Source organism: Curtobacterium sp. VKM Ac-2922 (assembly GCF_022815645.1).
Lineage (GTDB): Bacteria > Actinomycetota > Actinomycetes > Actinomycetales > Microbacteriaceae > Curtobacterium.
Map to the genome: position 1 here is coordinate 230,517 of NZ_JALGRO010000005.1, position 18,214 is coordinate 248,730.

Here is an 18,214-nt window from a genome sequence, read left to right on the forward strand (position 1 = left end):
CTACCCGTCCTCGCCCGGCAGGCCGAGCTTCGAGCCCGAACGGGTGCCCGGACGTCCCGGGCGCACGGAGGTGCTCGCGGCGCGGGGCGGTGCGTCCGGCAGGAGTTCGGCGAGGGCACGTGCACGTTCGACCCTGCCGAGGCGGATCACGTTCGTCACGGTGCGGACCACGGCGATCAGCGCGACCCAGAGCACGATCCGGGCGGGCACCTCGAGCAGGACGACCGCGACGGTGCCCAGCACGACGACCACCAGCAGGAGCAGCCCGCGGTACACCTCGGGCACCATCCCGGCGCGGATGACCGCTGCATCCCGCAGCACGTCGTCGCGGTCGGCGGGGTCGATCGTCGGCGCGCCACCGCGGCGGAAGTACTGCTCGACGCCGTCCCGCGCCTGGGTCATGGCTCCGGACCAGTAAAGGCGTGCGCCGTCCGGGCCGGTGGGGCGGAGGGGGACGAGTGCGGCGCCGAGCACGCCGACCGCGAGCGCGAGCATCACGACACCGACCAGTCCTGCGGCGCTGCCCAGGTCCGGCCACGGCGTGACGAGCCCGACGCCGACCAGCACCACCGCGCTGGCGATCGCGACGAGGACACCGACGACCACCGACCGGCGACGACGCTCGGCGGGAACGCAGCGGCTGAACTCGTCGCGGAACACGCGCCAGCCGAGGGAGTACATGCATCGTTCCTACTCGGCCGGCCGCCGGACACGCCCGGCTGGTCTCGACCGCGCACACCCGGCACCGCACGGCGGCGGGCCGGATCAGCGATCGTCCAGGCAGGGGCGCTCACCTGCTGCCATGAGTCTCGACATCGTCTACACCGCCGTCGCCCACGCCTCCGGGGGTGGCCGCGACGGCCACGTCCGCAGCGAGGACGACCGCCTGGACCTCGACACCCGTCCGCCCCAGGAGATGGGCGGCAGCGGCGAGGGCACCAACCCCGAGCAGCTCTTCGCCGCCGGGTACGCCGCGTGCTTCCTCGGCGCGCTGCACGCCGCGGGCAAGGAGCTCGAGGTCGACACCACCGGCGCCGAGGTCTCCGCCGAGGTCGGCATCGGTGGGAACGGCAGCGGCGGCTTCGGCCTGGCGGTCGAGCTCGACGTGTACATGCCCAACGTCGAGCAGGCGAAGCGGCAGCGCGCCGCCGAGCGGGCGCACGAGATCTGCCCCTACTCCAACGCCACCCGCGGCAACATCACCGTCACGCTCTCGCTGGTCGACTGACCGGCCCGGCGGCTGGCACGCTGGGGCCATGGACCCCGTGTCGCGCTGCCCCTGCCTGAGCGGCAACCCCTACGGCGAGTGCTGCGGCCCCCTGCACGCCGGGGCCGCAGCACCCACCGCCGAACGGCTCATGCGCTCCCGGTTCTCGGCGTTCGCGCTCGGGCTGCCCGAGTACCTGCTGCGCTCGTGGCACCCGAGCACCCGACCGGCCACGCTCGAACTCGACCCCGACCAGCGCTGGACCCGGCTCGACATCACCGCGACCCAGGCGGGAGGCCCGTTCGACTCGCGGGGCACGGTCGCCTTCCGCGCGTGGTGGCGGACCGACACCGACCGTGGCACGCTCGAGGAGACGAGCGACTTCGTCCGCGAGCAGGGCCGCTGGTTCTACCTGGACGGGGTCGTGGCGTCCTGAGGAGCACCATGCCCGACTCCCGTCCCACCCGCGACCTCACCACGTTCGGCGCCCGCACCACGGCCGCCCAGGTGGTGGACGGCGTCGACCTGACCGGCCGCACCGCGATCGTCACCGGTGCCGCCTCGGGCATCGGCGTCGAGACGGCCCGGGCGCTCGCCGGAGCCGGCGCGTCGGTCACCATGGCGGTCCGCGACACCGACGCCGGACACCGTGTCGCCGAGGACATCGCGAGCACCACCGGTCGGCCTGCGCCCGCGGTCGTCGAACTGCACCTGGACCGCCCGGCCTCGGTCGACGCGTTCGTCGCCGCGTGGGACGGCCCGCTCCACATGCTGATCGCCAACGCCGGGGTGATGGACTCCCCCGAGAGCTACACGCCTGCTGGCTGGGAGTCGCAGTTCGCCACCAACCACCTGGGACACTTCGCCCTGGCGCTCGGGCTGCACGACGCCCTGACCGCGGCCGGCGACGCCCGGATCGTCGCCGTGTCGTCGAGCGGGCACGGCTCGTCGCCCGTCGTGTTCGACGACCTGTTCTTCCGTCGTCGCGCCTACGACCCGGGCCTGGCGTACGCCCAGTCGAAGACGGCGAACGCCCTGTTCGCCGTCGGGGTCGGGCTGCGCTGGGCGGAGGACGGCATCACCGCGAACTCCTGCATGCCCGGCGGCATCTGGACCGGGCTGCAGAAACACTGGGACCCGGACGTCCTGGCCGCGACGAAGGTCGCCGCGGCCGACGTCGTGAAGACCCCGGCGCAGGGAGCGGCCACGTCCGTGCTGCTGGCCACGGCGCCCGAGCTCGCCGACGTCACGGGGAAGTACTTCGAGGACTGCCACGAGTCCGCCGTGGTCGATGCCGTGCAGGACGGCCTGTACGGGGTGCTGCCCTGGGCGCTCGACACCCACGACGCCGATCGCCTGTGGGACGTGTCCGTCGCGCTGCTCGACGCCGAGGCACGCACCCGGCGCTGAGCACTGAGCACTGAGCACTGAGCACTGAGCACTGAGCACTGCGCTCCGCGGGCCCGCTACCCGACGATCGTCTCAGGCAACCGCACCGCGTGCCGCATCGCCCGGCGCACGGCGGCCTCGTCCGGCAGCAGCTCGTCGTCGTCCCCCGTCAGGAAGAACCGGATCTGCCCGATGGCCTGTTCGGTCAGCATGTCCAGGCCGTTCAGCACCCGACCCCCGGCAGTCGACCACCGCCGGGCAACCGCCGTCGGCCACGGCTCGTACGCCACGTCGAACAGCACCGCGTCGGGGCCGCTCGGGGTCAGGGGCAGGTCGTCGGCCGCGCCCCCGGGCAGGGTCGACACGACGAACCCGAGCGGCCCGGCCTGCGCCAGCTCGGTCAGTGGGTGCACCTCGAGGGTGACGCCGAGCCGCGTCGCGAGCGTGACCAGGTCGCCCGCGCGGCCGGTGTCGCGCACGAACACCCGCACCAGATCGGCGCCGAGCCGCAGCGACGCCATCAGGGCACTGGCCGCCGTGGCGCCGCCGCCCAGGATCGTGGCCTGGCCAGGGACGTGCCCGAGCGCTGCCACGGGCCGCACGATGCCCTCGACGTCGGTGTTCGCGCCCGACCGCTCGACCCCGTCGCCGACACTGCGGAACGCCAGGGTGTTCGCGACCCCGAGCTCGTCGACCAGCGGCGTCGTGCGGTCGAGCAGCGGCAGCACCTCGCGCTTCAACGGCATCGTCAGGCTGAGTCCGCGGTACCCGGGCTGCGCGGGTCCGAGTCCCGCGATGAAGGCGTCGAGCCCGCCCGAGGCCACCTCGTGCCGTCCGTACGTGAACGGGACGCCGAGCTCCTGGTAGGCGGCCAGGTGCAGCGTGGGGGAGAGCGAGTGCGCGATCGGCGAGCCGAGCACGGCCAGCGCGGTGCGGTCCGGGTCGCGCCAGGTGGGGGTCACGGTCAGCGAGCATAGTCAGCCCGAATCAGCGTCAGGGGCTTAGGGTAGCCTTACTTCTGTGATCCGAACCTCCTTCCCCAAGCAGCGCCTGCGCCGCGTGCTCGCCGCAGCCGGCGCCGTCGTGGCCGCGTCGCTCGTCCTGGCCGGCTGCTCTGCCGGCTCGACGACCGCCCAGTCGAACCCGTCTTCCAGCGGCGACGGTGCCTTCCCCGTCTCCATCACGACCGGCCTCGGCACCACGACGATCGAGTCGCAGCCCAAGCGCGTCGTCGCCCTCGGTTGGGGTGACGCCGAGACGGCCCTCGAACTCGGCGTGCAGCCCGTCGGTGCGAGCGACTGGCTGGCGTTCGGCGGCGACGGCGTCGGTCCGTGGCTCAAGGGCGCCTACACGAAGTCGCCCAAGATCATCAACACGCTCGAGCCGAGCTACGAGGACATCCTCAAGCTCAAGCCGGACCTGATCCTCGACGTCAAGTCCTCGGGCGACAAGGACCGCTACAGCAAGCTCTCGGCGATCGCCCCCACCGTGGCGATCCCGAAGGGCGGCGCGAACTACCTGGCGACGACGAAGCAGCAGACCACGATGATCGCGAAGGCGCTCGGCAAGGTCGACCAGGGCAAGAAGCTGCTCGACGGCGTCGACACGGCCTACGCCGCAGCACGCAAGGCCCACCCCGAGTTCCAGGGCAAGACGGCCGTCATCGGCGCCTACACGTCCGAGGGCTTCGGCGCCTACGCCTCGGCCGACAGCCGCGCGCAGTTCATGCAGCAGCTCGGCTTCACGATCCCGAAGAAGATCGACCAAGAAGCCGGCAAGCAGTTCTCGGTGTCGCTGTCGAACGAGAACCTCGACCTGCTCGACGCCGACCTGACCGTGATCCTGCCGATCTACGTCGACGCGTCCAAGGCCGAGGCAGACCCGCTGTTCCAGAAGGTGCCGTCCGTGCAGGCCGGCCACGACATCGTCGTCGACGACAAGGACGTCTCGTCCGCCTTCTCGATGGGCACCACCGCCGCGATCGAGTGGGCGCTCAAGCGCCTGCCCGACCAGTTCGCGGCGAAGCTCGGCTGAGCCGACCCGACCAGCTGAACGGCCAGGAGGCCCGGATCACCACCCACGGACCGGTTGCGGTCCGCCGGGGGTGCGCCGGGCCTCCTGGCCGTTGCCTGGTGCGCGCGCCCTGGCGGGCGTGCGCTGGTGGGGCGGTTCAGCCCCCGATGGTCGAGCCGATCAGCGCGAAGAGCAGGGCGATCAGCGGGAAGCCGCCCTGGATGAGCGCCGTGCTGAAGTAGCGGCGGCCGGTGCCGGCGAGCACCACGGCGGCACCGAGCATGCTCGCGGTGGCGAACACGACCAGGGTCCAGCCGGTCGCGCCGTTGCCTGCGTACGCCAGGACGACACCCAGGAACGCGCCGATCGCCAGGAACAGGTTGTAGAAGCCCTGGTTGAAGGCGAGGCCCCGGGTGGCGCGTGCCTCGGCGTCCGAGGCGATGCCGAACGTCTTGCGCACGCGCGGGCTGGTCCAGGCGATCGACTCCATGAAGAAGATGTAGACGTGCAGCAGTCCGGCGAGGATCGCGAACACGGTGGACAGGACGAGGAGCGCCGACATGGGACCATCCTCCCACCGTTAGGCTCTGGCCATGAGCGAGTACGACGAAGCTGCCGTGTCGGAACTGCGGAGCATCCGCCAGAGCATCGACAACATCGACGCCGCGGTGATCCACATGCTCGCGGAGCGCTTCAAGTACACGCAGCGGGTGGGGTACCTCAAGGCCAGCGCCGGCATGCCCGCGGCCGACCCGGCGCGTGAGCAGATCCAGGTGACGCGGCTGCGGTCCCTGGCGGCGGAGTCGCACCTGGACCCGGCGTTCGCGGAGAAGTTCCTGAACTTCATCGTCGCCGAGGTCATCCACCACCACGAGCAGATCGCCGGGGCCGAGGCGTGAGCGAGGGCGCTGCGGTGCCGTCGTTCTTCGTCGGGTCCTACACCGCGACCGGGGGTGGGAACGCGACCGGGATCTCGCTGGTGCAGGACGGTGTCGCATCGACCGTGGCCGTGATGGACGACCCGTCGTTCCTTGCCGTCGCGGGTGACCGCGTGTACGCCGTGTCCGAGGTCGTCGACGGCAGCGTCAGTGCCTTCCGTCGGAACGGCTCGGCGCTCGAGCACCTGTGGGACGCACCCGCTGGTGGGGACGCGCCGTGCCACGTGCGGGTCGACGCCGCGGGCGTGCTCGTGCTGACGAACTACACGTCCGGGACCGTGACCGCGGTCGGGCTCGACGGTGCAGGCGCTGCTGGTGCTTGTGCTGGTTCTGCTGGTGCTGGTGCTGCTGCGACCGCGGTGCTGCCCGACGTCACCGGACCCGATCCGGACCGGCAGGACGGGCCGCACGCGCACCAGTCGATCGCGACGCCCGAGGGCACGATCCTGGTGGCGGACCTGGGCGGGGACGCGCTGCACGAGTTCGCGGTTTCTGGTTCGGGGTCTGGTTCTGGCTCTGGTTCGTCGTCCGTCGGGCTGTCGTCGGTGCGGGTGCACCACGTCGCGCCGGGAGCGGGCCCGCGGCACATGGCGTGGTTCGACGGCGACCTGTTCGTCGCCGGCGAGCTCGACGGCCAGGTGCACCGGCTGCGGCGTGACAACAGTGGATCGTTCCGGACCGTCGCATCAGCGGGGACGGGCTCGGTCGTGCCGGGTGACTCGCTGCTCAGCCACATCGAGGTCGACGACGCCGGTCGCGTGGTCGTCGCCGTCCGGGGTCGTGACGAGATCGCCGTGCTCGACGCGGCCGACGGCGGGCTGACCTTCATGGGCGCCGTTCCGTGCGGAGGTACCTGGCCGCGGCACTTCGCCCGTGTGCCCGGGTTCCTGCTGGTCGCGAACGAGCGGTCCGACGCCGTGGCAGTGCTGCCCGTCGGGGACGACGGGATGCCGGGGGAGCCCGTCGGACAGATCGCCGTCGGCACGCCCACCTGCGTGGTGCCGCTCTCGTAGACCTGGTCCGGCGCCGGGTCAGAACTCGATCAGGTTCTCGAACGCGCGACCCTCGGCCAGCGCCGAGACCTGTCGGCGCATCAGTTCGATCGACCGCGGCACGCTCAGGTCGGTGTTGCCGCCGACGTGCGGGGTGAGCACGGTGTTCGGTGTCGTCCAGAGCGGGTGCCCGACCGGCAGCGGCTCGGGGTCGGTCACGTCGAGCCCGGCCGACAGCCGTCCGCGCTGCAGTTCGGCGACCAGGGCGTCGGTGTCGACCACCCGACCCCGGGCGACGTTCACCACGAGGGCACCGTCGGGCAGCGCCGCCAACAGCGCGGCGTCGACCAGGTGGTCGGTCTCGTCGGTGAGGGGAGCGATGAGCACGAGCACGTCCGTGGTGCGGGCGAGCTCGGGCAGGTCGCCGAACGCGTGCACGTGGCGGCCGTCCTGCTCGCGCGCCGTCCGGGCGACGACGGTCACGTCGGTCCTGAAGGCCTCGAACCGGGTCGCGATGGCGCCGCCGATCGCGCCGTAGCCCACCACCGTGACCCGACGGTCCGCCAACGAGCGGGTCGTGCGGACGTCCCAGACGCCGTTCGTCCGGTCGATCTGGAACTGCCCGATCTCCCGCAGCGCCGTGAGCGCCAGACCGACCGCGAGCTCGGCGGTCTCGTCGTCGTGGATGCCCCGGCCGTTGGCCAGCTGTGCGTGCCCGGGGACGTGCGGCACGGCGTGCTCGTAGCCGGCGCTCGGCAGCTGCAGCAGGCGCAGGTTCGGCAGGTCGTGGACGTACTGCCACCGGTGCCGACCCTGGAAGTAGAACGGCAGCATCGTGATCGCGACGTCGTCCGGTCGCTGGTGGGGAGATCCGACGTCCCACACGCCCAGCTCGATGCCGTCCGGCACGGGGCCGAAGCGGTCGACGAGCTCGGCGAAGGGCAGCGTGACGAGGTGGGCGGCAGACACGGTCGTGGTGCTCAGCTGTCGGTGCGCGGCGAGAAGGTGCCGTCGGACGCCAGCGGGCCACGGCCCAGGACGCCCTCGGTCACGGTCTCTTCGATGACGTCACCGAAGCGGCTCGGCAGGGTCGCGCCGTGCGTGCCGCGGAGCTCGTCGACCGAGACCTCGAACGCGCCCTGGACCTCGAGCGCCTGCGAGTGGCCGTCGGTCACGCCGATGCGCAGCACCGGGAAGCCCCGGCCGTTGCACAGGCCCTGGAACCGCACGTCGTCCTCGCGGCGGACGGTGACGATGACCCGGGCAGTCGACTCCGAGAACAGGGCCGTGGCCAGGTCGATGCCGTCGCGTTCCTGCAGCTCGTCGAGGACCACGCGCGCGCCGACCCGGAAGCGCAGGACCGACTCGGCGAGTGCCTGACCCAGGCCGCCGTCCGCCAGGTCGTGTGCGCTGCTGAGCAGCTGCTCGTCGGTGGCTGCGGCCAGCAGCGAGCCGAGCTCCTTCTCGCGCGCCAGGTCGACCTTGGGCGGGCGACCGCCCAGGTGCCCGTGCACCGTGCCGGCCCATGCCGAACCGTCGAGCTCGAGGTCGGTCGTGCCGAGCAGGTAGATGTTGTGGCCGTCGTCCTGCCAGCCCGAGGGCACGCGCTTGGCGACGTCGTCGATGACCCCGAGCACGCCGACCACGGGGGTGGGGTGGATCGGCGTCGAACCGGTCTGGTTGTAGAACGACACGTTGCCGCCCGTGACGGGGATGCCGAGCTCCATGCAGCCGTCGGCCAGTCCCTCGACCGCCTGCGAGAACTGCCACATGACCTCGGGGTTCTCCGGCGAGCCGAAGTTCAGGCAGTCGGTCACCGCGGCCGGGATCGCCCCGGTGACGGCGACGTTGCGGTACGCCTCGGCCAGCGCCAGACGAGCACCCTGCTTGGGGTCGAGCTGGCAGTAGCGGCCGTTGGCATCGGTGGCGATCGTCACGCCCAGGCCGGTCTCCTCGTCGATGCGGATCATGCCGCCGTCGTCCGGGAACGAGAGCGCGGTGTTGCCGAGCACGTAGGTGTCGTACTGGTTCGTGACCCAGTCCTTCGACGCCAGGTTCGGCGATCCGAGCAACTGCAGGAACTGGGCCTTGAGCGCCGGGCCCGTCTCGGGACGGTCGAGTGAGTCGGCGCTGTCGGCCTGCAGCGCGTCGATCCACGTCGGGTAGGCGACCGGGCGGTCGTACACGGGGCCGTCGACGGCGACGGTGCGCGGGTCGACGTTCACGATCTCCTGGCCCTGCCAGTCGATGACGAGACGGCCGGTGCCGGTGACCTCGCCCAGCACGCTGGTCTCGACCTCCCACTTGCCGACGACCTGCAGGAACGCGTCGAGCTTGTCGGGGCGGACGACCGCCATCATGCGCTCCTGGCTCTCCGACATCAGGATCTCTTCGGCGGTGAGCGTGGGGTCGCGCAGCAGGACGTCGTCGAGCGAGATGTGCATGCCGCCGTCGCCGTTGCTGGCGAGTTCGGACGTGGCGCACGAGATGCCCGCGGCGCCGAGGTCCTGGATGCCCTCGACCAGGTCCTTCTGGAACAGCTCGAGGCAGCACTCGATCAGGACCTTCTCGGCGAAGGGGTCGCCGACCTGCACGGCGGGGCGCTTGGTCGGGCCGCCCTCGGTGAAGGTGTCGGAGGCCAGGATCGATGCGCCGCCGATGCCGTCACCACCGGTTCGGGCACCGAAGAGCACGACCTTGTTGCCCGCGCCCGAGGCGTTCGCCAGGTGCAGGTCCTCGTGCCGCAGCACGCCGACCGCCAGTGCGTTGACGAGCGGGTTGCCCTGGTACACCGGGTCGAAGTACGTCTCGCCGCCGATGTTCGGCAGGCCCAGGCAGTTGCCGTAGAACGAGATGCCGCCGACCACTCCGTGCACGACGCGCGCGGTGTCCTCGTGGTCGATCGCGCCGAAGCGCAGCTGGTCCATCACGGCGACCGGCCGCGCGCCCATCGAGATGATGTCGCGGACGATGCCGCCGACACCCGTGGCCGCGCCCTGGTACGGCTCGACGTACGAGGGGTGGTTGTGCGACTCGACCTTGAAGGTCACCGCCCAGCCGTTGCCGACGTCGACGACGCCGGCGTTCTCGCCCATGCCGACCATCAGGTCCTTGGTCATCTCCGGCGTGACCTTCTTGCCGAACTGCCGCAGGTAGTTCTTGCTCGACTTGTACGAGCAGTGTTCGGACCACATGACCGAGTACATCGCCAGCTCACCCGAGGTGGGGCGGCGGCCCAGGATCTCGCGGATCTTGGCGTACTCGTCCGCCTTGAGCCCGAGGGCCTCGTACGGCTGGTCCTTGTCGGGGGTCGTCGCCGCGTCCTGCACGGTGTCGGGCTTGGGGCGCACGTGGGTCGTCACGGTGTTGTCGTTCCCTGCTGCAGTGGAGTCGGTCACGTCGGTCGGGTCGGTCGGCTCGGTCACGTGACGAGCGTCGACGCGATCACGGAGGTGAAGAAGGTCAGGCCGTCCGTGCCGGAGGCCATCGCCGCGGGGGTGTCCGGGCCGAAGCCGGGCTCGGTCGCGTGCTCGGGGTGCGGCATCAGGCCGACGACGTTGCCGCGCTCGTTGGACACGCCGGCGATGTCGTCGATGGACCCGTTCGGGTTCACGCCGACGTAGCGGAACACGACCTGGCCGTTGTCCTCGATGCGCTTGATCTCGTCGGCGTCGGCGACGAACCGGCCGTCGGCGTTCTTGAGCGGGATCGTGATCTCCTGCTGGGCGCTGAAGCCGGAGGTCCATGCCGTGCCGGTGTTCTCGACGCGCAGCTTCTGGTCGCGCCGGATGAACTGCTGGTGTGCGTTACGGGTGTGGGCGCCGGGGACCAGACGGGCTTCGGCGAGCATCTGGAAGCCGTTGCAGATGCCGAGCACGGGCATGCCCTTGCCGGCGGCGTCGATGACCTCGGCCATGATCGGGGCCTTGGCGGCGATGGCTCCGGCGCGCAGGTAGTCGCCGTACGAGAACCCGCCGGGCAGCACGATGGCGTCGACGCCCTGCAGGTCGTGCTCGCCGTGCCAGAGCGCGACGGGCTCGGCTCCGGCGAGACGGACCGCGCGCTGGGCGTCACGGTCGTCGAGCGAACCGGGGAACGTGATGACGCCGATGCGCATCGCGGTCACTCGGCGCTGCTGTGCTCGGCGACGCTGACCGAGACCACGTCTTCGATCACGGCGTTGGAGAAGATGTCCGCCGCGATCTCGCGGACCTCGGCGAGCTTGGCGTCGTCGACGGGGCCGTCGACGGTCACCTCGAACCGCTTGCCGATGCGGACGTTGGTCAGGTCGTTCTTGCCGAGGCGGGCGAGGGCGTTGCCCACCGCCTTGCCCTGGGGGTCGAGGATCTCGGCCTTCGGCATGACCTCGACGACGATCGTTGGCACGTGTTCACTCCAGCACGGTGGGTCGGTTGGGGACACCACGAGTCTAGATGCCGCGCAGCGACTGCTGCGGCCGGTTGTGGAGAACTGGTCCGTCCGGTATATTCCAAGTCGAATAGTCCAGCTCGACCAGTTCGATCCGACCCTGACAGGAGGCCCGGTGCCGGAACTCACGCCGCTCGCGTTCGCCGCGCTCGGGCTCCTGAACGAGGGGCCGACCCACCCGTACGAGATGTTCCAGACGATGGTGCACCGCCGTGACAACCGGAACGTCAAGGTCCGGCCCGGCACGCTATACCACCAGGTGGGGCGCCTCGTGGAGCTCGGGTACGCCGAGGTCGTGGGCACCGACCGCGAGGGCAACCGGCCCGAGCGCACGACCTACGCGATCACCGAAGCCGGTCGGGCCGCCCTGCGGGAACGTCTGCTCGTGCTGCTCAGCCAGCCTGCCGAGGAGTACCCGGTCTTCCACCTCGCGGTGTCCGAGATCGAGAACCTGCCCGCGGTCGATGCCCTCGACGCACTCCGCGCGCGGACCCGTGCGCTCGAGGCCCAGCTCGCCGAGGCCGAGACGATCCGTCGGGTCGTCCTCATGAAGGACCTGCCCGAGCGGTACTGGCTGGACGTGTCGTACGTCCATGCCATGCTGCGCGCACAGATCGAGTGGCTCCGTGCCACGACGGCCCGCATCGCCGACGGTGCCGTCCCCTGGACCTGACCGGTCCTGACGAACACATCCACACCACCAGCAAGGAAACACACTCGATGACTGCTGTCTCGTCGCCCCCCGCGACCACCGAGAAGAAGCCGTGGCCAGCCCTCTGGGCCCTGGTCGTCGGGTTCTTCATGATCCTCGTCGACTCCACGATCGTCTCCGTGGCCACCCCGACCATCGCCCAGAAGCTCGCCGCCGACATCAACAGCGTGATCTGGGTGACCAGCGCCTACCTGTTGGCGTACGCCGTCCCGCTGCTGATCACCGGCCGGCTGGGTGACCGCTTCGGCCCCAAGGTCATGTACCAGATCGGGCTCGTGGTCTTCACGCTCGCCAGCCTGTGGTGCGGGTTCTCCGGCTCGATCGAGACCCTGATCATCGCCCGCGTCGTGCAGGGTCTCGGCGCCGCGATGATGACGCCGCAGACCATGGCCGTCATCACGCGCATCTTCCCGCCGCAGAACCGCGGCGCCGCGATGGGCCTGTGGGGTGCCGTCGCCGGTGTCGCTTCGCTCGTCGGCCCGATCCTCGGCGGCCTGCTCGTCGACGGCTTCGGCTGGGAGTGGATCTTCTTCGTCAACGTGCCCGTGGGTGTCGTCGCGTTCGTCCTCGCGCAGCGCTTCGTGCCGTCGTTCGAGCGCCACGGCCACCGCTTCGACGTGCTCGGCATCGTCCTGAGCGCCGTCGGGCTCTTCCTGCTCGTCTTCGGCATCCAAGAGGGCGAGACCTACGACTGGGGCGTCATCACGGGCGTCATCTCGGTCTGGTCGCTCATCATCACCGGCATCGTCGTGCTGGTCGCCTTCGTGGTGTGGCAGGGCGTGCAGAAGGGCGAGCCGCTGCTGCCCCTCGGCCTGTTCAAGGACCGCAACTTCACGCTGGCCAACATCGCGATCACGGCCGTCGGCGTGGCGATCTCGTCCTTCGCGCTGCCGATCATGCTCTGGGCCCAGGACGTCCTGCGCTTCTCGCCCACCCAGGCCGCACTGCTGCTCGTGCCGCAGGCCGTCATCGCCGCCGGGCTCTCGCCGCTCGTCGGCAAGAAGCTCACCGTGTGGAACCCCCGCTGGGTCGCTGCGTTCGGTCTCGCCTGCTTCTCGGGTGGCCTGTTCTGGTTCGGTGCGCTGCTGTCGTCGGGCGCCGACTGGGGCTGGACGCTCCTGCCGAGCGCGCTCCTCGGTCTCGCCAACGCCTGCATGTGGGGCCCGCTGTCCGTCTCGGCGACGCGCAACCTGCCGCCGAAGCTCGCCGGTGCCGGTTCGGGTGTCTACAACACCACCCGGCAGATCGGTGCCGTGCTGGGCTCCGCGGGCATCGCGGCGCTGATCGAGTCCCGCATCACGGCGAACTTCCCGGCACAGTCGGGTGGCACGTCCACCGGCGGCGCCGAGCAGCAGGTCGGCGCACTCCCCGCGTTCCTGCAGCAGCCGTTCGCCACGGCGATGGGTCAGTCGCTCGTGCTGCCGGCCGTGGTGCTGGTCGTCGCGATCGTCGCGGCGCTGTTCCTGGCGAAGCCGAAGCAGACCGTCGCCTGGAGCCAGACCGGGTCCGTCGCGACCCAGCCCGGCGCCCCTGCCGACGGCCCCGCGGCCCCCGCCGGGCACGGAGCCCACGCCGCAGCGCCCGCGCCCGCCTCGCCCGAAGAGGAACTCGCCGTGGTCGACCACCACGGCCGCCACTCCGGCGCCGAGTAGCCCGCACGCCCGTACGCCCCCGACCGCACCCGCGGCCGGGGGCGTCGTCGTGCGTTTGCGCGCGCGAACAGCCCGGCGGCGTTCTGTCGCTTACGCGTAAGCGACAGTTCGGCGCGAACAGTCGGGCGCGAACTGTCGCTTTCGCGAGTCGGCCGCCCGGCTCCTCCGCCGAAGCGACAGATCGGCGCGAACAGTCGGCAGCGCTCTGTCGCTTTCGCGAAGGCGACAGTTCGGCCCGAAGGCGACACGTCGGCGCGACGGCGACGGGCCCGCTCGCGCCCGACGGCACCTGCCGTCAGCGGCGGCGCTGCAGGTGCTCGCGGGTCAGCGCGTCCATCTCGTCGTCGGACAGGGCGTCGACGGCGCGGGCCTCGCGGCGGTCGGTCCGCTGCCACCGTACGAACAGCGAGATCAGCACGGGGATGTCCGCGACCTCGGCGATGAACCACAGCAGGTCGCCCGCCAGGTGCTGGTCGCGCAGGGGCGACGGGAACCACGCGGGGCCCGAGGCCATCACGGTCGCCCCGTCGAGCACGTGGTTCGTGATGCGCAGCACGATGCCGGGGATCGCGTCGAGCATGAGCTCCACGAAGGCCAGCAGGAACTCCGCCGTGACGAACGTCGACGACCGCAGCAGCCCCGGTTCGGACAGCGGCGCGAGCAGCCCGAACCCGAGCACCGGCACCAGGACCGTGATCGCGACAGCCCACACCGGGGACTCGCGGATCGTCGCCGACAGGGGTGTCAGCAGCAGGCAGAACAGCGTCAGCGCGACCAGGGGCGAGACGATCGCGGTGCCGAGCACGCGCACCGGACGCGACCGCATGACCGCGGTGGCCGCGTCGGCCAGGCGGGCGGGGCCTCCTGTCCGGAGCAGCGCGATCGGGGCACCGATCGCGGCGAACGTGGGCACCGCGAAGAACAGCAGTGCCAGCCGCAGCACGAACGCCCACCGCAGCATCTGGTCGTACACGCCGACGATCCCGAACTGCAGCACGCCGAACAGCGCCAGCGCGCCGACGAACGACAGCGTGCGCCACCAGGGCCACGTGGCTCGGCGGCGGTGGGCCCCGACGACCCACCAGCCGTACGCGACCGCCGCGACCACGATCATGACGACCGCGAGCGGATCGAGGTGCCAGATGCTCCAGAACTCGGACGGTGACGGCGTGGTGGGCCTCCTGGATCACACGGTGCGGGCGCGCTGCACGTTCATCCTCGGCCCGCGGGGGACCGATGCCGCTCGGAGCCGGAGCCGATCCGGTGAGAACGGGTTCAGATCCGCGTGACGCCCGCCGCCGGGACCGTCCGGGACAGCAGCCAGACCCCGATCGGGACCAGTACCGCACCCAGGAGCGCGACCCCGAGCGACAGGTGCAGCTGCATCACGACGAACGCCGGGCCGACCGTGCACAGGACCGCGACGGCGAGTATGGGCCAGGCGGGACGGTCGGCGCCGGGGACCAGGCGGGGGAGCGGCCGGTCGAACCAGCGCAGCCCCCGCGCCACCGCCAACGCCGTTGCGAGCACCACCACCACGGCCACGGCCCGGGTCGCCCACCACGTCGCCGAACCGGGCGCCGGGAACGGGATGCCGATGAACAGGGCGATGCCGTTGAGAGCGATGAACAGGGGCAGGTGCCACAGGTAGATCGTCATGCCGTCGCGGCCGAGCAGGAACACGACGCCCTGCGCCGCACGGGTGCGCATGAGCCGGGTGAGCGGCGCGTGCACGACCTGCACCAGGCACACCTGTGCCACGGCGAGCAGGGCCAGCGGGAGCATCGGCGGGTTGAGGTCCTGCAGCATGTCCGGCGACCAGAGCCCGACGAGCGTGATCGCGATGGTGACCGCGTACGTCAGGACGGCGACGGCGGCGAGCCGTGCGCGCGAGCGCTGCCGGAACCAGCCGTCCGCCCACAGGAACCCGAGCTGCTGCGCGAACAGCCACACGGGGCCGAGGTTGAGCAGCCCGACGTCGGCGACCCCGGTGGACAGGCGGACCGCGTCGACCACGCCCGCCAGCAGCAGGAGTGCGCCCAGGGTGCGCCACGGAGCGCGGGCGTGCAGGCGTGCCATCAGCGGCACGCAGCACTGGGTGATGCCGTAGGCGGCGAGGAACCACAGCGGCGACCCGATGCCGAACGCCACGGTCGCCAGCAGGTCGGCCGGTGTGCCCAGGGCCGTGGCGACCCCGAGCCCCAGCGCGAGCACGACCAGCAGCGGGACCGCCGGGCGGAACAACCGCACCAGCCGGGTCGCGGTCCAGTCGCGGGCGCCCCCGCCGCGGGCCACGGTGCTGCGCCACCCGACCGCACTGGCGAACCCGCCGACCACGAAGAACAGCGGCATCACCTGCCCGACCCAGGTGGCCGGCACGTACCAGTCCGCCTGCTGCAGGGGACTGGTGACGCGGATGCCGGCGTCGTCGGCGGCGATCCCGACCATCGTGACGTGCACGACGACGACGAGGACGACGCACGCCGTCCGGATGAGGTCGACGACCAGGTCTCGCTGCGCGATGATCCCCCGGACGTCCACGCGGGTCTGCGCCTGCTGAGTGGACATGGCGTGACGCTACCGGGCGGTCGGCGGTTCCCAGGCGCTGTCCAGCCGATCGCGACCGAACCGTGACACATTGTATTCCGGTACGGGAATGCATCCCGTCACGTCATGTCGTGTAAGGTCATGCTTGTCTTGAATGTTGCAAAAGAAGGGGGAGTCATGGACGTCGACGCCACGCTGCTCCGCACTGCGGGCCTCCGGGTGACGACCCCGCGTCTGGCGGTGCTGCGGGCGACCGAGACCATGCCGCACGCCACGGCCGACGACATCGTCACCGCGCTCGCCGCTGAACTCCCCACCACCAGTCACCAGGCGGTGTACGGCGTCCTGGCAGCGCTGACCGGGGTCGGCCTCGTGCGACGGATCGAGCCCGCCGGCAGCCCGGCTCGCTACGAGCGACGCACCGGCGACAACCACCACCACGTCGTCTGCACCCTGTGCGGCGCCGTCCAGGACGTCGACTGCGCCGTCGGGCACGCGCCGTGCCTGACCCCGTCCGAGACCCACGGTTTCGCCGTCACCACCGCCGAGGTCACGTACTGGGGGATCTGCGAGCAGTGCGCCGCGGCCGAACGCGACGACACGGACGCCGTGCCGACGGCCTGACCGGCTGACGGCGGCGCAGCACCAGCGCCGCCGCGGACCGCCCCGCCCCGCCCCGCGCACCCGCGCCTGGCCTGCCTGACGCCACCCCGAACCACCCTGACCGAACCAACCGTTCCACCCAAGGAGGAACCGTGTCCGACCAGCACACGACCGACGACCGCCCCGCCGGCGTCCCCGTCACCACCACCAACAGCGGCGCTCCCGTCGCCAGCGACCAGCACTCGATGGGTGTGGGCGCCGACGGGCCCCTCGCCCTGCACGACCACTACCTGGTCGAGAAGCTCGCCCAGTTCAACCGTGAGCGGGTCCCGGAGCGCGTCGTGCACGCCAAGGGCGGCGGCGCGTTCGGCACCTTCACGGTCACGCAGGACGTCAGTCGCTACACCCGCGCCGCGTTCCTGCAGCCCGGGCAGCAGACCGAGATGCTCGCGCGCTTCTCGAGCGTCGCCGGCGAGCAGGGCTCCCCGGACACCTGGCGCGACCCCCGCGGCTTCGCGCTGAAGTTCTACACGTCCGAGGGCAACTACGACCTGGTCGGCAACAACACCCCGGTCTTCTTCATCCGCGACGGCATCAAGTTCCCGGACTTCATCCGCTCGCAGAAGCGCCTGCCCGGCTCGCACCTGCGCGACCACGACATGCAGTGGGACTTCTGGACCCTGTCGCCCGAGTCGGCGCACCAGGTCACCTGGCTGATGGGCGACCGCGGCCTGCCGTCGAGCTGGCGGCACATGGACGGCTTCAGCTCGCACACCTACCAGTGGATCAACGCCGAGGGCGAGCGCTTCTGGGTCAAGTACCACTTCATCACCGAGCAGGGCCACGAGACCCTGACGCAGCAGGACGCCGACCGCATCGCCGGCGAGGACGCGGACTTCCACATCCGCGACCTGCGCGAGGCCATCGACCGCGGCGACCACCCGCGCTGGACCCTCAAGGTGCAGGTCATGCCGTACGAGGACGCCGCCAGCTACCGCTTCAACCCGTTCGACCTGACGAAGGTGTGGCCGCACGCGGACTACCCGCTCATCGAGGTCGGCACGATGGAGCTCAACCGCAACCCGGAGAACTACTTCGCGCAGATCGAGCAGGCCACCTTCGCGCCGTCGAACTTCGTGCCCGGCATCGCGGCGAGCCCGGACAAGATGCTCCTGGCGCGCATCTTCAGCTACGCGGACGCCCACCGCTACCGCGTCGGCACGAACCACGCGCAGCTGCCGGTGAACGCCCCGAAGAACCAGGTGCACTCGTACTCGAAGGACGGCGCGATGCGCTTCGACTTCCAGCAGGCCGAGGTGCCCGTGTACGCGCCGAACTCGCTCGGCGGTGCCCACGCCGACGCCACCGCCACGGACGACGTCCCCGGCTGGGAGTCCGACGGCGCGCTGCAGCGTGCGGCCGCGACGCTGCACCCCGAGGACGACGACTTCGGCCAGGCCGGCACCCTGGTGCGCGAGGTCCTGGACGACGCCGCCCGCGAGCGACTGGTCGGCAACATCGCCGGGCACGTCTCGAAGGTGACGCGCGACGACCTGCGTGAGCGGGTGTTCGCGTACTGGACCAACGTCGATGCCGACCTGGGTGCGCGCGTGCGCGCCGCAGTCGTGCCGAGCGCGCCGGGTTCGAACGAGGACCCGGAGAAGGTGGCGGTCGAGGTCTAGACCCCACCCCAGAACGGTGGGGGGGGGGGGGGGGGGGGGGGGGGGGGGCCC

19 protein-coding genes are annotated in these 18,214 nt (G+C 71.3%); 10 read left to right on the top strand and 9 right to left on the bottom strand.

The genetic code is table 11. From position 1 onward, the window contains the following. Entirely contained in the window at window positions 1-681 is a 681-nt protein-coding gene (locus tag MT346_RS08245; protein WP_243562390.1) for a hypothetical protein, read from the bottom strand. Window positions 682-802: 121 nt separating this feature from the next. Here MT346_RS08245 and MT346_RS08250 point away from each other — a divergent pair, with 121 nt between their 5' ends. From MT346_RS08250 to MT346_RS08260, 3 genes are read left to right on the top strand one after another with little or no spacing between them, the layout of a single operon-like run. Further along, window positions 803-1,228, top strand: a complete 426-nt coding sequence (locus MT346_RS08250) for an organic hydroperoxide resistance protein (protein WP_243562392.1) — start codon at window positions 803-805, stop codon at window positions 1,226-1,228. Between the two features lie 28 nt (window positions 1,229-1,256). After that, window positions 1,257-1,643 carry a YchJ family protein gene (locus MT346_RS08255; protein WP_243562394.1) on the top strand — a complete coding sequence of 129 codons (387 nt, stop codon included), beginning with the start codon at window positions 1,257-1,259 and terminating at the stop codon, window positions 1,641-1,643. 8 nt (window positions 1,644-1,651) lie between these two features. Further along, window positions 1,652-2,617 (top strand): SDR family NAD(P)-dependent oxidoreductase, encoded by a 966-nt coding sequence (locus MT346_RS08260; protein ID WP_243562396.1) that lies wholly within the window; start codon window positions 1,652-1,654, stop codon window positions 2,615-2,617. Window positions 2,618-2,673: 56 nt separating this feature from the next. On the opposite strand, the gene MT346_RS08265 is transcribed toward MT346_RS08260, so the two are convergent. Continuing rightward, a complete protein-coding gene (locus tag MT346_RS08265; protein WP_243562397.1) occupies window positions 2,674-3,558 on the bottom strand; it encodes a shikimate dehydrogenase in 885 nt (294 codons plus the stop codon). 58 nt (window positions 3,559-3,616) lie between these two features. Here MT346_RS08265 and MT346_RS08270 point away from each other — a divergent pair, with 58 nt between their 5' ends. Then, the gene (locus MT346_RS08270; RefSeq protein WP_243562399.1) at window positions 3,617-4,630 is read left to right on the top strand and encodes an iron-siderophore ABC transporter substrate-binding protein; all 1,014 of its coding nucleotides are present in this window, start codon (window positions 3,617-3,619) and stop codon (window positions 4,628-4,630) included. Between the two features lie 136 nt (window positions 4,631-4,766). Here the strand turns inward: MT346_RS08270 and MT346_RS08275 are convergent, their stop codons facing one another. Continuing rightward, entirely contained in the window at window positions 4,767-5,171 is a 405-nt protein-coding gene (locus MT346_RS08275; protein ID WP_243562401.1) for a DUF1304 domain-containing protein, read from the bottom strand. 31 nt (window positions 5,172-5,202) lie between these two features. On the opposite strand from MT346_RS08275, the gene MT346_RS08280 reads away from it, so the two are divergent. Continuing rightward, entirely contained in the window at window positions 5,203-5,508 is a 306-nt protein-coding gene (locus MT346_RS08280) for a chorismate mutase (RefSeq protein WP_243562402.1), read from the top strand. Then, entirely contained in the window at window positions 5,505-6,560 is a 1,056-nt protein-coding gene (locus MT346_RS08285) for a beta-propeller fold lactonase family protein (protein WP_243562404.1), read from the top strand. The genes MT346_RS08280 and MT346_RS08285 overlap by 4 nt, the downstream gene beginning before the upstream one ends. 18 nt (window positions 6,561-6,578) lie before the next feature. Here the strand turns inward: MT346_RS08285 and MT346_RS08290 are convergent, their stop codons facing one another. The 4 genes from MT346_RS08290 to purS are packed head-to-tail and all read right to left on the bottom strand — an operon-like array spanning window position 6,579 to window position 10,925. After that, window positions 6,579-7,508, bottom strand: coding sequence for an NAD(P)-dependent oxidoreductase (locus tag MT346_RS08290; protein WP_243562406.1), 930 nt, complete (start codon window positions 7,506-7,508; stop codon window positions 6,579-6,581). A gap of 11 nt (window positions 7,509-7,519) precedes the next feature. Beyond that, on the bottom strand, window positions 7,520-9,901 hold the full coding sequence (gene purL / locus MT346_RS08295) for a phosphoribosylformylglycinamidine synthase subunit PurL (RefSeq protein WP_243562427.1): 2,382 nt from the start codon (window positions 9,899-9,901) through the stop codon (window positions 7,520-7,522). A 59-nt stretch (window positions 9,902-9,960) separates the two neighbouring features. Further along, window positions 9,961-10,656 (bottom strand): phosphoribosylformylglycinamidine synthase subunit PurQ, encoded by a 696-nt coding sequence (gene purQ, locus MT346_RS08300; RefSeq protein ID WP_243562428.1) that lies wholly within the window; start codon window positions 10,654-10,656, stop codon window positions 9,961-9,963. Window positions 10,657-10,661: 5 nt separating this feature from the next. Next, window positions 10,662-10,925 carry a phosphoribosylformylglycinamidine synthase subunit PurS gene (purS, locus tag MT346_RS08305; RefSeq protein WP_056123105.1) on the bottom strand — a complete coding sequence of 88 codons (264 nt, stop codon included), beginning with the start codon at window positions 10,923-10,925 and terminating at the stop codon, window positions 10,662-10,664. 157 nt (window positions 10,926-11,082) lie between these two features. On the opposite strand from purS, the gene MT346_RS08310 reads away from it, so the two are divergent. After that, window positions 11,083-11,640: a PadR family transcriptional regulator gene (locus MT346_RS08310; RefSeq protein ID WP_243562408.1), complete on the top strand. Its 558-nt coding sequence runs from the start codon at window positions 11,083-11,085 to the stop codon at window positions 11,638-11,640. 47 nt (window positions 11,641-11,687) lie between these two features. Then, window positions 11,688-13,331 (top strand): DHA2 family efflux MFS transporter permease subunit, encoded by a 1,644-nt coding sequence (locus MT346_RS08315; protein ID WP_243562410.1) that lies wholly within the window; start codon window positions 11,688-11,690, stop codon window positions 13,329-13,331. 295 nt (window positions 13,332-13,626) lie between these two features. On the opposite strand, the gene MT346_RS08320 is transcribed toward MT346_RS08315, so the two are convergent. Further along, the gene (locus MT346_RS08320; protein ID WP_243562412.1) at window positions 13,627-14,445 is read right to left on the bottom strand and encodes a cytochrome c oxidase assembly protein; all 819 of its coding nucleotides are present in this window, start codon (window positions 14,443-14,445) and stop codon (window positions 13,627-13,629) included. 161 nt (window positions 14,446-14,606) lie between these two features. Continuing rightward, entirely contained in the window at window positions 14,607-15,899 is a 1,293-nt protein-coding gene (locus MT346_RS08325) for an acyltransferase (protein WP_243562414.1), read from the bottom strand. Between the two features lie 156 nt (window positions 15,900-16,055). On the opposite strand from MT346_RS08325, the gene MT346_RS08330 reads away from it, so the two are divergent. Both MT346_RS08330 and MT346_RS08335 read left to right on the top strand, forming a co-directional pair. Continuing rightward, window positions 16,056-16,502 (top strand): Fur family transcriptional regulator, encoded by a 447-nt coding sequence (locus MT346_RS08330; protein WP_243562415.1) that lies wholly within the window; start codon window positions 16,056-16,058, stop codon window positions 16,500-16,502. Between the two features lie 131 nt (window positions 16,503-16,633). Continuing rightward, window positions 16,634-18,163, top strand: a complete 1,530-nt coding sequence (locus tag MT346_RS08335; RefSeq protein WP_308221883.1) for a catalase — start codon at window positions 16,634-16,636, stop codon at window positions 18,161-18,163. Window positions 18,164-18,214 lie beyond the last annotated feature (51 nt).

What these genes read in the sequence shown, in the direction of transcription:
- MT346_RS08315 (WP_243562410.1), top strand. Translation starts at nt 11,688, where the DNA reads ATGACTGCTGTCTCGTCGCCCCCCGCGACCACCGAGAAGAAGCCGTGG.
- purQ (WP_243562428.1), bottom strand. Translation starts at nt 10,656, where the DNA reads ATGCGCATCGGCGTCATCACGTTCCCCGGTTCGCTCGACGACCGTGAC.
- MT346_RS08320 (WP_243562412.1), bottom strand. Translation starts at nt 14,445, where the DNA reads ATGATCGTGGTCGCGGCGGTCGCGTACGGCTGGTGGGTCGTCGGGGCC.
- MT346_RS08325 (WP_243562414.1), bottom strand. Translation starts at nt 15,899, where the DNA reads ATGTCCACTCAGCAGGCGCAGACCCGCGTGGACGTCCGGGGGATCATC.
- MT346_RS08245 (WP_243562390.1), bottom strand. Translation starts at nt 681, where the DNA reads ATGTACTCCCTCGGCTGGCGCGTGTTCCGCGACGAGTTCAGCCGCTGC.
- MT346_RS08280 (WP_243562402.1), top strand. Translation starts at nt 5,203, where the DNA reads ATGAGCGAGTACGACGAAGCTGCCGTGTCGGAACTGCGGAGCATCCGC.
- MT346_RS08255 (WP_243562394.1), top strand. Translation starts at nt 1,257, where the DNA reads ATGGACCCCGTGTCGCGCTGCCCCTGCCTGAGCGGCAACCCCTACGGC.
- MT346_RS08260 (WP_243562396.1), top strand. Translation starts at nt 1,652, where the DNA reads ATGCCCGACTCCCGTCCCACCCGCGACCTCACCACGTTCGGCGCCCGC.
- MT346_RS08250 (WP_243562392.1), top strand. Translation starts at nt 803, where the DNA reads ATGAGTCTCGACATCGTCTACACCGCCGTCGCCCACGCCTCCGGGGGT.
- MT346_RS08275 (WP_243562401.1), bottom strand. Translation starts at nt 5,171, where the DNA reads ATGTCGGCGCTCCTCGTCCTGTCCACCGTGTTCGCGATCCTCGCCGGA.
- MT346_RS08330 (WP_243562415.1), top strand. Translation starts at nt 16,056, where the DNA reads ATGGACGTCGACGCCACGCTGCTCCGCACTGCGGGCCTCCGGGTGACG.